This is a genomic window from SAR324 cluster bacterium, assembly GCA_015232315.1.
Lineage (GTDB): Bacteria > SAR324 > SAR324 > SAR324 > NAC60-12 > JADFZZ01.
Map to the genome: position 1 here is coordinate 1 of JADFZZ010000043.1, position 14961 is coordinate 14961.

Here is a 14961-nt window from a genome sequence, read left to right on the forward strand (position 1 = left end):
AAGGCATTGAGCAAGGCAGGATTGAAGGACTTCGCGCTACGGCGGAAAAGCAATTGCGGATCAAATTCCGTGAAATTCCAGCAATCTATCTGGCTCAACTGAGTACGTTGTCTTTCGCCCAACTGGAAATGCTGGCAGAGCGTATTCTGACCGTTCAAAGCATGGAAGAATTGTTCCGGTTCTGATGACTCGTCCTGTTATGCCCGGAAAACGGACATTGATATATTCTCGAAGGTCCTTCCTCAGAGATCGACAGATCTTTCACTGCGTTGGGGTTAATGGCAACGGACGGATACCAGAATAGATCGGGAACATGCATGCTCCAAAGTTATTAGACCACAACAATTATTTTCTCCCAAATCCCTGCTGAGCCAAAAATTTATTCAACTGGTTGGCGAATTCATGCGTGTCTTTGGGACCGAACGGCGCGGGGCCTTTGGTGATCTCACCACTGTCACGAATCTCCTGCATAAGATTTCGGATAGCCAGAAGCTGTTTGATGTTATCCTCTGTAAACAGTTTTCCCCGGTGATCAATCGCATGCGCTTTTTTGGTGATGACACGGTCAGCCAACGGGATATCCGCCGTGATGACCAGTTCGCCTGGTTGCACCAGTTCCACAATGCGGTTGTCCGCTTCGTCTGGTCCTGCGTCCACAACGATGTACTTGACATGCCTGGATTTCCCCAGATTGACATATTTGTTGGACACAACAACAGTTGGTATGCTCAGACGCTCAATGGCACGAATCAAAATCTGTTTGAGCGCATTGGGCAACGCGTCCCCGTCTATGTACAGATTCATCGGCAAATCTCTTTGACTCGTCCGACCGCGCCATTTGTTAAGCGGACTTTGATGCCATGCGGATGTGTCGGCGAATTGGTCAGGAGATCCTTGACCACGCCCTCAGTCAGTTTCCCACTTTGTTGATCCTGTTTTAATACGATCCGGACGGTCAGGCCCGGTTTGATGTTTGATCTTTGTGTTCCATCCATGCGGAAGTCTCCCTGAAAAAGTTACGGTTAGTCTGTTTGATGATGCGAACGTGCCTTCAAATCATTCAAAACACAAGAAAACCCATGAACTATTGTGTTTCAAAAAAGTATTCTGGCACTGTTTGAGTATTGGCGGAAGTGTCCTCACGAATGAGCCTGATTGAAAGTCTGAAACCCGTTTTGACAAATTAATAAAATCAGTATATGCACTAACCCGAATGATGAGCCTGGCGAAAATGAGCCTGTTGAGTAGCGGTTCATCTCCAGCGATTCATCACGGATGATGCTCTGATCCAGGGCTTTTTCGAAGTGTTGATGCCCAATTTTTAACCTGTTTTATTGTGAGGAACCATGCCTGATAACCGTTTTGGAAGCCGAATTTCTTTTGATACCGGAAGTGGAAAAGCTGATATGTACAGTTTGGAAAAACTGGAAAAAGACAATATCGGCACTGTGCAGAAACTGCCGTTTTCCATAAAAATCCTGCTGGAGCAGGCGTTGCGAAATCTGGATAATTTTCAGGTGCGGGAGGAAGATGTGCTGGCCTTGGCCGACTGGACCAAAGCCAATCTGGAAAAAGAAATTCCTTACAAGCCCACCCGGGTGATTCTTCAGGATTTTACAGGCGTTCCCGCGGTTGTGGATCTGGCGGCATTACGCAGTGCCATGGTGCAGATGGGGGGCAATCCCACCTTAATCAATCCCCGTGTGCCGGTGGATCTGGTGGTCGATCATTCCGTTCAGGTGGATCATTATGGAACGCCAGATTCCTTGCGACAAAACATGGAAATTGAATTTCAGCGGAATCAGGAACGCTACGAATTTGTGAAATGGGGCCAGAAATCGTTTAAAAATTTCAGGGTGTGTCCTCCGGGAGTCGGCATCATTCATCAGGTCAATCTGGAATATCTGGCCAGTGTGATTCAAACCGTGGACGGTGTCTGTTTTCCTGACACACTGGTCGGGACAGATTCGCACACCACCATGATCAACGGACTTGGCGTGATGGGCTGGGGTGTGGGGGGTATTGAAGCCGAATCCGTCATGCTGGGACAACCTGTGTATATGCTGATTCCTCAAGTGATCGGGTTCAAACTGAAAGGGACTCTGCCTATTGGTGCGACCGCCACTGATCTGGTGTTACGTGTGGTGGAAATTCTTCGCAAAAAAGGCGTGGTTGAAAAATTTGTGGAATTCTATGGACCCGGATTATCACGCCTGAGTCTGGCGGATCGGGCGACCATTGCCAATATGGCTCCAGAATATGGCGCAACCATGGGCTTTTTCCCTGTGGATCAGGAAACCCTTAAATATCTTCGGGATACTGGACGTCCGGAAAATCTGGTGAAAACAGTTGAAAACTATTGCAAAAAACAAGGCCTGTTCCGCACTGACGCAACGCCTGATCCTGTGTTCACTGACACCGTTGAGCTGGATTTGTCCACCGTGGAGCCTTCTTTGGCTGGTCCAAAACGTCCTCAGGACAGAGTCACCCTGGCCGCGATGAAAACACAATGGCATGAATCCTTGACGAAACCTGTGAAACAACGCGGGTTTGAATTGAAGGAATCCACGCTGGCCGACAAAGCCGCTGTTCCGGGAATGGACGGGGTTCAGTTGAAGCATGGTTCCGTGGTGATCACCGCCATCACTTCCTGTACGAATACCAGCAATCCATCCGTGATGCTGGCGGCCGGGATTCTGGCGAAAAAAGCCGCTGAACGTGGACTGACCGCAAAACCCTGGGTGAAAACCTCCCTGGCTCCCGGTTCCAGAGTGGTCACACGCTATCTGGATGAGGCCGGACTGACACCCTCTTTGGAAAAAGTCGGCTTTCATACCGTGGGCTATGGTTGCACAACCTGTATTGGCAACTCAGGGCCGTTGATGGATTCTGTGGTGCAGGCGATCAATGAAAAAGATCTGGTGGTTGCGGCGGTGCTTTCCGGAAACCGGAATTTTGAAGGGCGGATCAGTCCTCATGTGAAAGCCAATTATCTGGCAAGTCCTCCGTTGGTGGTGGCCTATGCCATCGCCGGAACTGTGGATATTGATTTTGCCACAGAACCAGTGGGGCTTGATAACGCAGGAAAACCAGTGATGTTGCAAGAAATCTGGCCATCTCCTGAAGAAGTAGCGACAGCCATGAAAAGCATGACCAAAGAATTGTATCAGCAGGAATATCAGAATCTGGATCAGGTTTCACCAATGTGGAACGCGATTCAAAGCAAAACTGGAGAAGTGTATGAGTGGGATGAAGATTCAACCTATATTCAAAACCCACCATTTTTCACCCATATGTCCCAGGAACTGGCAGAACTGAAAGAAATCAAGGGTGCCAGGGTGCTGGTCAAGGTGGGCGATTCTGTTACAACCGACCATATTTCACCGGCAGGATCTTTTTCAGCCAAAACGCCAGCAGGATTGTATCTGGTGAGTAAAGGAGTCAGTCCGGAGGATTTCAACTCCTATGGCGCACGACGTGGAAATGACCGGGTGATGACACGCGGAACGTTTGCCAATGTTCGCTTACGCAATCAAATGGCTCCGGGAACAGAAGGCGGTTACACCACCTACATTCCGGACAATGCGGTGATGTCGATTTATGACGCTTCCATGAAATATCAGGAATCTGGAACACCATTGATTGTGTTGGCCGGTACAGAATATGGAACCGGATCTTCCAGAGACTGGGCCGCAAAAGGAACCTTTCTGCTGGGTGTCAAAGCAGTCGTAGCCGCGAGCTATGAGCGAATCCATCGTTCAAACCTGGTCGGAATGGGCGTTTTGCCGCTACAGTTCAAGGCCGGTCAAACCCATGAATCGTTAGGATTGACCGGAAAAGAAGTTTATTCAATTCTGGGGATCAGTGAAAAACTGCACCCCATGCAGGAATTGATTCTGAAAGCGGATGACCGGGAAATTCCGGTGTTGTGCCGTTTGGACACTCCGGTGGAAATTGAATACTACCGGAATGGCGGAATCCTGCATACCGTATTGAGAAATTTCATTCGGGAAGGCAAATAATTTCTACCTGTGCAGGTAGAAAAATATTTTGAGCCTGTTTGCTGGAAGATTGTTTTCCACATCCGGGTATGATCGTCGTAGGGTGAATATTGCGGAAGGATGAATAGACATGATGGAACAACGGAAAGAGCTATGGGATATCCTGGAGGACATTATACAAGCAGAAGATGTCACTCTGCTGAAAAAAGTTGTCAATGAATCGTCCTTGGTTGAAGTAGCGTTGGCGTTGTCCCGATTGTCTATTGGGTATCAGGTATGGACGCTTGTCCGGTTGACGCCCAAAGAGGGCGCAAAACTGGTCAGGGAGATGCCCCATGTTCAAGCCGTGGAACTGATCAGAACGATGCCACTGGAAAACACGGTCGCACTGTTGAAATGTTTGCGAAGTGATGTTCAGGCGGATCTGGTCAGTGAACTGGATCAGGATGAACTGGCTCGACTGCTGGATGGGATGGATGCTAAAGACGCAGATTCCATTCTGAAATTGATGGTTTATCCCCATGATACAGCCGGTGGTCTGATGATCACGGAATATCTCTCGTATCAGGATGATTTCATGGTGAGTCAGGTTCTGGATGATTTGAGAGACCGTGGAGAGCAGTATTCAGATTATGATGTTCAATATGCTTATGTGCTCAATCATAGTGGTCAACTGGTAGGGGTACTCCGGTTGAGGGACCTTCTGCTTTCCCGTAAGGATCAACGGATCTCCGCGCTCATGATTCCTGATCCGCTCAATGTGGATGTCCGGAAATCACTGGATAGTCTGCACCATTTTTTTCACGAACATCCCTTTTTCGGTGTTCCGGTCATCACAGAAAATCGTGTACTGGTGGGCGTAGTGAGACGACTGGCTGTCCGTGATGCCATGAGTCGGAGATCGCAAAGCGTATTCCTTAAAATCAGCGGTATCATCGGCGGTGAAGAATTACGAAGCATGCCGCTGGTAACCCGTTTTTCACGCAGACTTTCCTGGCTGAGTCTGAATATTGTACTGAATATCATTGCGGCCAGTGTGATTGCGTTTTATCAGGACACCCTCGAAAAAGCCATCACGCTGGCGGTATTTCTACCGATCATTTCTGACATGAGCGGTTGTTCAGGAAATCAGGCGGTGGCAGTCAGCATGCGTGAGATCACACTGGGGGTGATCCGTCCCCGTGAAATTGGCTGGGTACTGATGAAAGAATCCATGGTGGGCGTGATCAACGGGATTTTACTGGGACTATTGCTGGCTCTGGTCGCGGTGCTTTGGAAAGGAAACCCCTATCTTGGATTGGTCGTGGGTTCGGCTCTGGCGGCAAATACATTGCTGGCGGTGTCAGTGGGTGGTTCCATTCCACTGATCCTCAAATCCATGAATATTGATCCGGCACTGGCTTCCGGCCCGATGCTGACTACCATCACAGACATGTTTGGTTTTTTCTTTGTTCTAAGCCTGGCCAGTCTGTTGTTACCCCAGTTGACAACAGGTTAGAAAGAGAAACGCCATAACCCGGAAAAATCCCCTGCCTTTACTCTTGGGGCTTGTGCCTCTCTACGATTGTCTGGCAGATGAGGTTTCACGGATGAACAACTTTTCAGGAATTGCCTCATGAATCACAAAAAAATATGGTTGAGCCTGTTTGCCGGAATAGTGTTGGTCGCTCATGGATATGCCCAGCAAGTTTCAGAAAACTCAATCACGGCAGAACCATCCGTTACAGTCATAGAACCCTCCGTTGCAGAAAACACTCCGCCTGAATCTCTGCCACCCGCAAATTCTGATGAGGTTTCTCCTGAAAAATCGGCTCCGCCCAAAGCAAAAAATAGAATCCCCGGCGTATTGAAAGACACCAAACCCCAAATTGAGTGGTCCCTGACTTTTGGACGAGTTACCTGGTCCATCCTTTTTCTGGGAATGGCCTATTACGCCATCAAATACACCACACGTCTGCTGGAAGCCAGTGCTGAAAAATGGCCCAATGCGCGACTTGCCTTAAAACGTTGGGTTCCGGTCATCAGGGTGATGGGATGGATTTTTTGTATTTATCTGATCATTGCAGGAGTGTTGGCGCCTCCGATTGAAACCATTCTGACCATGACCGCTTCGGCAGGCATCGCCCTGGGTTTTGCCTCCCAGGATATTCTGAAAAATGTTTTTGGCGGGATCATGATTTTGATGGATCGTCCGTTTTTCTCCGGCGACAAGATTCAGGTCGGAAATCACTATGGGGAAGTGACTCAGATTGGTTTGAGAACGGTGAGGATTGTTACCGCTGATGATTCGGTGGTATCCATTCCGAATGGAGATATCGTCAATCAACCGGTTTCCAACTCCAACAGCGGAGAATCCAACTGTCAGGTGGTTGCGGAATTTTATCTTCCCCCCGATATTGATTTTACACGGGTCAAACGCATGGCCTATCGGGCCGCTGTGACATCCAGATACGCATATCTCAACAAACCGGTTTATATCGTCTTCAAAAATGAAATGTATGAGCGACGTTCCATGATTAAAATGAGACTCAAGGCGTATGTGCTGGATATTCGCTATGAAGTGGCGTTTGCCAGTGAAATGACAGAAATTGTCATGTTTGAATTGCGTCGGCAGAATCTTGTTTCCACTGAGCAACTTTCCCATTTACCCCAAATCGTAAGCAATGGAGAAACAGCATGACGTTTTCACAGGAATTTGAAGATCTCCTGCCGTTCATGTTCAAGGAAGCTGAAACCTTTCTGCGGCAAATCCGTGATGACTGGCAATCCACGCATCAGGCACGCCTTGAGGGATATCTGTCATTGCTGGAAGCGCAGGATACCGCATGGCAGGAAGCGTTAAGCAAGCAACAGGGAATCCTGCCGATATGGCAACAGACTGAGCCGTATTTTAATCAATTGGCCGACTGGATCAACGAACTCCGGTTTGTGGATCCATGCCAGACAATTCGGGATGACTGGTGGAATTCACTGATTCTCAGCATGAAGGATTTTCCTGAAGAAATTGTGTTTCAAATATCACCTGCGGACATCATGCCTGAAACCGGAGATTCCCTGATTATCCGTCAGTGGAAACGCTGGCAACGGGTTCAGCAGAGGATTCGGAACGTTAAATTTGCGGCCTTGAATCTGTTTCGGAAAAATAAACTCCCGGTTCCTTTCGCTTCCCGCAAATTTTCTGTCAAGAAATTTTTCAGATACTACTGGGGACTCCCGGTGGACGCATGGTATCGATCCAGTCTGGGAAAAATACTGTTTCTCTTGTCACAGCAAATGCGGCGGATACATCAACTGAATATTGAATTTCAGAACAGCGTGTTGATGCTGGAATCTGCTACACAATCATGGTCGGAGCATGAACTGGACGTGTCGATGTTTGCCTGGGCCGATCTGAAACCTGTGTATGCCGAATTGAAGGAAATGCCCCTGTTACTCCAGAAGGCGTTTGCGGAAGCCTGCGCCGATTTGAGCGCATGGAGTCTGGAGCAGAGTCCGGGGATTCTTCATCATTGGCATTATGCGGGAACCGGTGTTCTTCCAGCCAGAAAATACGACACCCGGAGCTTCACGAAAGATAAAAAAAATAACCGGAAAAAATGGGAAGAAACCCTGGCCCTGTGGGATAATCACTATCTGGGCATTAAACGTGATTGGACGCATGATCTCTCATTGTTCAGAACTCAGTTGAAATGTGGAATCCAGTATTTTGAAGCCTCGGCTGAGTTTGAACGGCAGATCCAGCAAGACCTGATTCCCGTATTTTCCAGAACCATCAGTGTTCTTGCTCAATCAGTCTCGCGTTTTGAGCATCTGGACGATGCCGGTGAATACGACCTGCGCAAAAAACTGATCAAGGAAAACAGAATCACGATGCGTGCTCTGCGTAAAAAAGAAATGCCGCTGATGCTCGATATCCTGGTTCAGTGTCAGCTTGAATCTATCCTGATCAATTATCAGAAACATGTGGAAGACTCTGTGAGCGGGTTGGCAGAAAAACACCTTGTGTTCCGGAAACGTGATGATTCAGGAATTCCCCCCAGATCAGAACTGGATGAAATACCGATTCAGGCCTTGTTTTTAAAAGAAATTCTGCCTCGTCTGGAAGATCAACTTAAACAAACGCAGACATTCCTCAGAGATAGCTGGGGGAACATGCTGTATGGCGTCTCAGAAATTGACCAGATGGTTGAGTTCAATCTGGAAACGGCGTTGGGATTGCTTGAGAAAGAACAGCTCAGTGAGGAAGCACATCAGGCCGCGATGGACGGCCTGGGACGGGTTGTGGCCAAAATTCAGCAATATGTGGATGAGTTCCAAAGCATTCAGGATCGGGCACAAAAAGATTTGCTGGAAACAACTGTGACCTGCATTGGGAAAATTCAGGAATTGGTGGATAATGAGAAACTGATTGCGTTGAAAGTCAAACTTGTTGGAGCCACTGCCCGTGGAAAATATTTTTGGGTGAAAAATGAAATCTGGATTCATGCCGGAAAAATGTCCCGGACGGGTTGGAAATGGATCACTCAGGCTTTTTCTGTAGCATCTCGCCAGTATATCCGCTTTCAAACCATTACCAACCTGGCACCGCCGAAAATCGACGCGAAAAAAAATCTGCTGGAATTTTTGATCAGTTTTCAGCGGAAGATGGATGAACTCCCTTACATTTACAAACGCATGTTTGCCATTGAACCCTTGACCGATGACCGGTTTTTTATGGCAAGAAACGAAGAACTTCAGTCCTTGCGTGAGGATTGTGAATTCTGGAACTCAGGTGTGTTTGTCATGACGGCTCTTGTTGGAGAATCCGGTAGCGGACGGACCACCCTGCTCAATATCGCTGAAAAAAAAGTGTTTGGAGACATGTCTGTGCAACGCCTCATGTTTCCTGTCACCATTTCTTCAGAACAGGAACTTGTGATGCGGTTTCGTGTGAATTTTCCAGAAATTGATCCTGCTTCGGGGATGGCCGGTATCCATCAGTTTCTGGAAAAACTTGAAAAACCGATGGTGCTGGTGGTGGAAAAATTCAACAATCTTTTCTTGAGAACGGTCGAAGGACTGGACCTGCTGGAAAATTTTTTACTGCTGATGTCCCAAACCCATCGCAAGGTGCTGTGGATTGTGACCTCCACCCTCTACACCTGGAGTTTTCTGGACAAAACACTGAGAATTTCAAACCATTTTTCAAGGGTGATTTCATTGGTGGCATTGAGCCGGAAAGATATGGAAAATGTAATTCTGAAGCGTCACCGAATGACAGGGTATCAACTGAAATTTCAGATTCCGGAATGGATGAATGAGCAACGGAATTTAAGTAAACTCAAAACCGACCGTCAACAGCAGGACTATTTGTTGGATTATTTCTTCGAGCGTCTTACCGAAATGGCGGCAGGCAATATTGCGATTGCGATCCGGTTTTGGCTCAGAGCCATTCAGAAAATAGAAGAACACACCCTGATTCTGTCACCCGTGGTGGAATTTGACGATTCCTTCATTTCTCAACTCAGCCCCAACGAAATTTTCACGCTGGGAGGTATGATCCAGCATGAAGGTTTGAATACGGACAATCACGCACGAGTATTCCGACTTCTCCCTCACCAGAGTGAGTTATTGATGAATCAGCTTTCACACAAGGGCCTGATTGTGGAAAAGGAAGGTGAATTCAACGTTCATCCTTTCCTGTACCGTCCTGTCATTCGAGTGCTGAAACGGCAGAATATCCTGCATTGACAAAAGTCATCACAATGCTGAAGAGGCTAAAGCCTGTTGCAACAATCTGGTTAGTAGAACATGAGGACCTTCCATCTTCAATTGCTCTGCTATTCTCAGCGGGTGCCAAAGGCGGAAACCAGGCCAGATTTGCCGGTTTTGTGTGGTCAGTGAGACATTCAAACTGGGGCATCGAATAGTATGTGAACACAAGTTGCTTTTTGAACGAGCCGTCTCCTGTGTTCGTCAATTCAATTCCTGACAGAGATACTGAAAAAACAAACGATTATCCATTTCCAGGTATTCAAACTTTCCACCCATCCGGGAAAAAGATTTACAGAATCTTAAATAATAAGCCGGATGATTTTTAGGGGGCTCTCCCTGATGCCAGTCCCAGGAACCGGGTTGAATATCAATCACAAAAATATGATAGTTTTCCAAAAAACGGTGTTCCTGGAGAGCCAGATTTCTGGACATGGAAATGGCTTTTTCAAAAATCATGGGTGCCATCACAGCAGAACCTACTGACAGGAATACTCCGCCTTCCAGCTTGCTGACCGAATCCGCAAAGCTCAGAAAATCCTGAACGGCTCCTTCACCAATTGCGCAACCGCTGTTCCATGGATGTGTGTAGATGATATCCGCGCCAATCCCGGGGCAAACGCTGAATGGAATATTCAATTCATAAGCTTTGTGTTGTATGCTGAACTGTTTCCAGGGATGCGGAATGGCAATGGATCCACTTGCTGTGGGAAATGTCTGGAGCCAATGCAGTAAGTTGCTTTTTCTGGCAAGCAGGTTTGATGCGGAGGGCGATTCAAGCAATTGTATGATCTCTGTCCTGAGTTCCTGCATGTCCGGGATTAACAGGCGATCTTCGGCAATCATTTTTCCAACAGAGGCTCCATAACCTAGTCCCTGGGCGGTTCCAAGGGTGACTGCCAGATTAAGGAATCCGCCTGTTTCCTGCCAGATGCCAAATTGACCTTGCTGGATATAATGTTTGACATCTTCTTCGGTTTTTCCTTGAAAAGCCATTTCCCAGTCATGAATACTCCCGGCGCCATTGGTCGCAAGATGTTGGATATGGCCTTGCTCCATCAACTGAATGGCCAGTGGTGCCAATCCATTTTTGAATAGGTGTGCACCATAGGCGAGCATGACCGGAGCCTTGTTCTTTCTTGCCTCGCGAATGGCTGCAACGACCCGTTCCAAAGATTTTAAGGATTCTTTGGGAATTTGGTTAGGCGGAATGGGAGAAGGCGACAGCATGCAGGATGTGTCTGATTTGGATTGCCGAGCATGCAGAGGTTTGATAGAAAGTCTGGTTCTGTCAAAAAGTGGTTGCATAAGATTCTCTTGTTTATTGTTGGTTTGTGTGAAAATTGGGTTTTTATGGGCGCTGATATTTTTTGTGCCTTGAAACCTTCCTGAAAAATGAGGCAATCTTGCCCGAATTTTTTTGAAGAACGAAATAAACCCATGAATCTGACCGATTCATAACGATTATCTATAGTTCAAATGGATCTAAAAAATCCATAAATCTGTTGTTCGGGTTAACTTTATTAAAATGGCAAAGGCTATGAAGCAATACAATCCTGTGGAAATTGAACAGAAATGGCAAAAACATTGGGAAGAGCATCAGACATTTTCACCAAAAATGGAAGCTGATGCCAGAAAATTTTATATGCTGACCATGTTTCCCTACCCTTCCGGTGATCTGCACATTGGACACTGGTATGCCATGTCCCCCTCTGATGCTGTTGCCCGTTTTAAAAAAATGCAGGGTCATGATGTATTTTTCCCCATAGGTTTTGATTCCTTCGGGTTGCCTGCTGAAAATGCCGCCATTAAACACAATATTCATCCCAAGGAATGGACATACAAGAATATTGAAAGGATGCGTAAGCAGTTGAAAACCATGGGGGCCATGTTTGCATGGGATCATGAGGTGATTACCTGCGAGCCTGATTATTATAAATGGAGCCAATGGCTGTTTCTTAAACTGTATGAAATGGGGTTGGCTTATAAGGAATTTGCTCCGGTCGATTTTTGTACAAAATGCAACACCACCCTTGCTCGGGAGCAGGTGGTTGGAGACGATAGAATCTGTGAACGATGCGACACTCCGGTAATCAAGAAAGAACTCAATCAGTGGAAACTCCGGATCACCAAATATGCGGAAGAACTGCTTGATTTTAATGGTCTTGATTGGCCTGAACGGGTGAAAAGCATGCAGACCAACTGGATTGGTAAAAGTGAAGGCGTGGAATTTTCACTGAAAATAGCAGGGCCGGAGGGATTGGAATTTCGCGTATTTACCACACGCCCGGATACTGTTTTTGGGGTGAGTTTCTGTGTTTTGGCACCTGAACATCCATTGATTGATCAGATCACTATTCCTGAACAGTTGGAACAGGTGCGAACTTACCAACAGAAAAGCTTGTTGAAATCAGAGATTGAACGGACGTCTGAATCACGGGAAAAAGATGGTGTGTTTACGGGAGCTTATGCGATCAATCCCATGAATCAGCAGCAAGTTCCCATCTGGATTGCAGATTATGTCCTGGCGTCTTATGGAACAGGAGCCATCATGGCTGTTCCTGCCCATGATGAACGGGATTTCCTGTTTGCCCAGAAATATCACCTGCGGACACCGGTCGTGATTATTTCTGATTCAGATATCACTCACATTCCTGATTCCCAGAATCTTTTGCAGGCAATGGTCCAGAAAGAAAAAACAATCATGGTGAACAGTGCCGGATTTGATGGACTCAAATGGCCGGAAAGTTTTGAAAAAGTGGCCAATCATATGGAATCAACAGGGATTGGTGAACGAAAAATCAATTACCGGCTTCATGACTGGTTGATTAGCAGGCAAAGGATGTGGGGAACTCCGATTCCCATTATTCATTGCGATAAATGTGGAGATGTTCCTGTCCCTTATGAAAAGCTGCCGGTCATTCTGCCTGACGATGCCGAATTCAAGCCAACTGGAGAGAGTCCTCTCAAGTATCATTATGGATTCAGGCACACAACATGTCCCCAATGCTCAGGGCCTGCTGAAAGAGAAACGGATACCATGGATACATTTATATGCTCTTCCTGGTATCAGTATGCCTATTTATCTCCCTATTGGAAAAAAGGAGAGTCGTTATCCCGGAATGACACGCCCTGGAATCACAGGCTGTTAAAACAGTGGATGCCTGTGGATCAATATACAGGGGGTGTGGAGCATGCGACCATGCACTTGCTGTATTTCAGGTTTTTTACCAAGGCAATGGCCGATATGGGGATTTTGCCGTTTCGAGAACCTGCGGTTAAGCTATTCAATCAGGGAATGATTCTTGGCGAAGATCATGAGAAAATGTCAAAAAGTCGAGGCAATGTGGTCAATCCCGATGATCTGGTCAAATCCTATGGAACAGACGCTGTGCGTGCCTATTTAATGTTTCTGGGGCCATGGGATGCAGGGGCTCCCTGGAATCCACAGGGAATTGAAGGTGTTGCCCGATTTCTGAAAAGTGTCTGGAGTTTGTGTGAAGTGAGGGCACAAACGAAAACAAGTGAAGGCCATGAAAAAGCAATACAGATCAGGCGTACACTTCATCAAACTATCAAAAAAGTGACGCAGGAGTATGAGCAGTTTAAGTTCAATACTGGCGTTGCCGCATTGATGTCCATGCGAAACGCTTTGAAATCATTGGCGGATGAGTGTAGCGGTCTAGACATATTTCAAGAAGCTCTGGATACATTGTTATTAATGCTGGTACCAATCGCACCACATCTCACGGAAGAACTATGGAGTTTGCGATATCCCGGGCATGGAAGTATTCAAAACCAGGCATGGCCAGTTTATCTCGAGGAATTTGTCCAAGAAGAAATGATCACCCTGGTGATTCAGGTCAATGGCAAAGTTCGGGATAAACTCGAAGTACCTGTGCATCTCACTAACAAAGAAATTGAGGAAACTTCATTGGCATCTTCAAAAATACAGTCGTTACTGGACGGAAAATCATTAATTAAAACAATTGTTGTTCAAAATAAATTAATAAATTTTGTAGTACGATGAATTTTTCTCTGGACTCTTTATGGAGGTTCAATTACTTCCTTTCGTTTCATTGCAACGTGTGAATTGAAACGAGCTAATTTCATTTGTAAAATATTAAAAATTCATGTTGAATTTGTTAAAATATTTTGATAGAACCCTCGGATTCATTAAATAGACACACCATAACTATTACGCTTTCAAAAGTTACCCCTTCATATTCTCCTCGTAGTTCCCATTCTGGGTTTGAGGTTGGGAAGCGTAGAAAAAGTCTTCATATTATATAACAAAAACATCAGGAATGATTTATGCCAACACTGAATCAATTGGTGCGCAAAGGGCGTCTGAACAAAGTGGACAAGAAAAAGACTCCTGCGTTACAAGAATGTCCTCAGCGTCGAGGAGTTTGCGTTCGTGTTTATACTTCAACACCAAAAAAACCGAATTCAGCGTTGCGCAAGGTCGCAAGAGTCCGCTTGAGTAACGGGATTGAAGTGACAAGTTATATCCCTGGAATTGGGCATAACTTGCAGGAGCACTCAGTCGTGCTGATTCGCGGAGGTCGTGTGAAAGATCTTCCTGGTGTTAGGTATCATATTGTTCGTGGGAGCCTGGATACAACAGGTGTTAAGAATCGTAAACAGGGTCGCTCCAAATATGGTGCGAAACGTACATAAGGTGAGTAAAGGTTATGTCTAGACGACGTGCTGCGGAAAAAAGAGAAATTCTTCCAGATCCCAAGTTTAATGATTATGTTGTTAGCAAGTTTGTTAACACGTTGATGATTAGCGGGAAAAAGGGTGTTGCTGAAAAGATTTTGTATGGTGCTCTGGATATCATTTCAAAAAAAGAAACGGAAACTCCGGCACTTGACGTGTTTAAACATGCAATTGAAAATGTTCGACCGATTTTGGAAGTTAAGTCCAGGCGGGTTGGGGGGTCGACTTATCAGGTCCCGGTTGAAGTTCGCTCTGTAAGGAGTCAGTCGTTGGCAATGCGCTGGATTATAAATTATGCCGTTGCCAGAAATGGAAAGTCAATGCAGAGTAAGTTGGCTGAGGAGCTTCTTGATGCCTTCCGTGGAAAAGGCGCATCTGTTAAGAAACGTGAAGATGTTCATAAAATGGCGGACGCGAATAAAGCGTTTGCTCACTATCGCTGGTAATAAAACAGGCATTTGTGGGTCATCTTGAGCACCTTCGT

General features: G+C 46.3%; 11 protein-coding genes. 8 read left to right on the forward strand and 3 right to left on the reverse strand.

Going from position 1 to position 14961, the window contains the following annotated elements; genetic code table 11:
* On the forward strand, positions 1-185 hold a 185-nt coding region (locus HQM11_19155), incomplete at its 5' end, for a DUF4351 domain-containing protein (GenBank protein ID MBF0353157.1).
* 160 nt (positions 186-345) lie between these two features.
* Here HQM11_19155 and HQM11_19160 read toward each other — a convergent pair.
* On the reverse strand, positions 346-804 hold the full coding sequence (locus tag HQM11_19160; GenBank protein MBF0353158.1) for a YaiI/YqxD family protein: 459 nt from the start codon (positions 802-804) through the stop codon (positions 346-348).
* Positions 801-995 (reverse strand): YwbE family protein, encoded by a 195-nt coding sequence (locus HQM11_19165; GenBank protein MBF0353159.1) that lies wholly within the window; start codon positions 993-995, stop codon positions 801-803. Before HQM11_19165 ends, HQM11_19160 begins: the two co-directional genes overlap by 4 nt.
* A 351-nt stretch (positions 996-1346) precedes the next feature.
* Here HQM11_19165 and acnA point away from each other — a divergent pair, with 351 nt between their 5' ends.
* From acnA to HQM11_19185, 4 genes are all read left to right on the forward strand, one after another.
* A complete protein-coding gene (acnA, locus tag HQM11_19170) occupies positions 1347-4022 on the forward strand; it encodes an aconitate hydratase AcnA (GenBank protein ID MBF0353160.1) in 2676 nt (891 codons plus the stop codon).
* A gap of 109 nt (positions 4023-4131) precedes the next feature.
* Positions 4132-5499: a magnesium transporter gene (gene mgtE, locus HQM11_19175; protein MBF0353161.1), complete on the forward strand. Its 1368-nt coding sequence runs from the start codon at positions 4132-4134 to the stop codon at positions 5497-5499.
* A 117-nt stretch (positions 5500-5616) separates the two neighbouring features.
* Entirely contained in the window at positions 5617-6681 is a 1065-nt protein-coding gene (locus HQM11_19180) for a mechanosensitive ion channel (GenBank protein MBF0353162.1), read from the forward strand.
* A complete protein-coding gene (locus tag HQM11_19185; protein MBF0353163.1) occupies positions 6678-9731 on the forward strand; it encodes a hypothetical protein in 3054 nt (1017 codons plus the stop codon). The genes HQM11_19180 and HQM11_19185 overlap by 4 nt, the downstream gene beginning before the upstream one ends.
* A gap of 225 nt (positions 9732-9956) precedes the next feature.
* Here the strand turns inward: HQM11_19185 and HQM11_19190 are convergent, their stop codons facing one another.
* Positions 9957-11060, reverse strand: a complete 1104-nt coding sequence (locus HQM11_19190; GenBank protein MBF0353164.1) for a hypothetical protein — start codon at positions 11058-11060, stop codon at positions 9957-9959.
* A gap of 232 nt (positions 11061-11292) precedes the next feature.
* Between HQM11_19190 and HQM11_19195 the strand changes: the two genes are divergently transcribed.
* The 3 genes from HQM11_19195 to rpsG all read left to right on the forward strand — a co-directional run bounded on the left by HQM11_19195 (position 11293) and on the right by rpsG (position 14923).
* Positions 11293-13782 (forward strand): leucine--tRNA ligase, encoded by a 2490-nt coding sequence (locus HQM11_19195; GenBank protein ID MBF0353165.1) that lies wholly within the window; start codon positions 11293-11295, stop codon positions 13780-13782.
* A gap of 284 nt (positions 13783-14066) precedes the next feature.
* On the forward strand, positions 14067-14435 hold the full coding sequence (locus HQM11_19200; GenBank protein ID MBF0353166.1) for a 30S ribosomal protein S12: 369 nt from the start codon (positions 14067-14069) through the stop codon (positions 14433-14435).
* 14 nt (positions 14436-14449) lie between these two features.
* Positions 14450-14923: a 30S ribosomal protein S7 gene (gene rpsG / locus HQM11_19205; GenBank protein ID MBF0353167.1), complete on the forward strand. Its 474-nt coding sequence runs from the start codon at positions 14450-14452 to the stop codon at positions 14921-14923.
* Positions 14924-14961 lie beyond the last annotated feature (38 nt).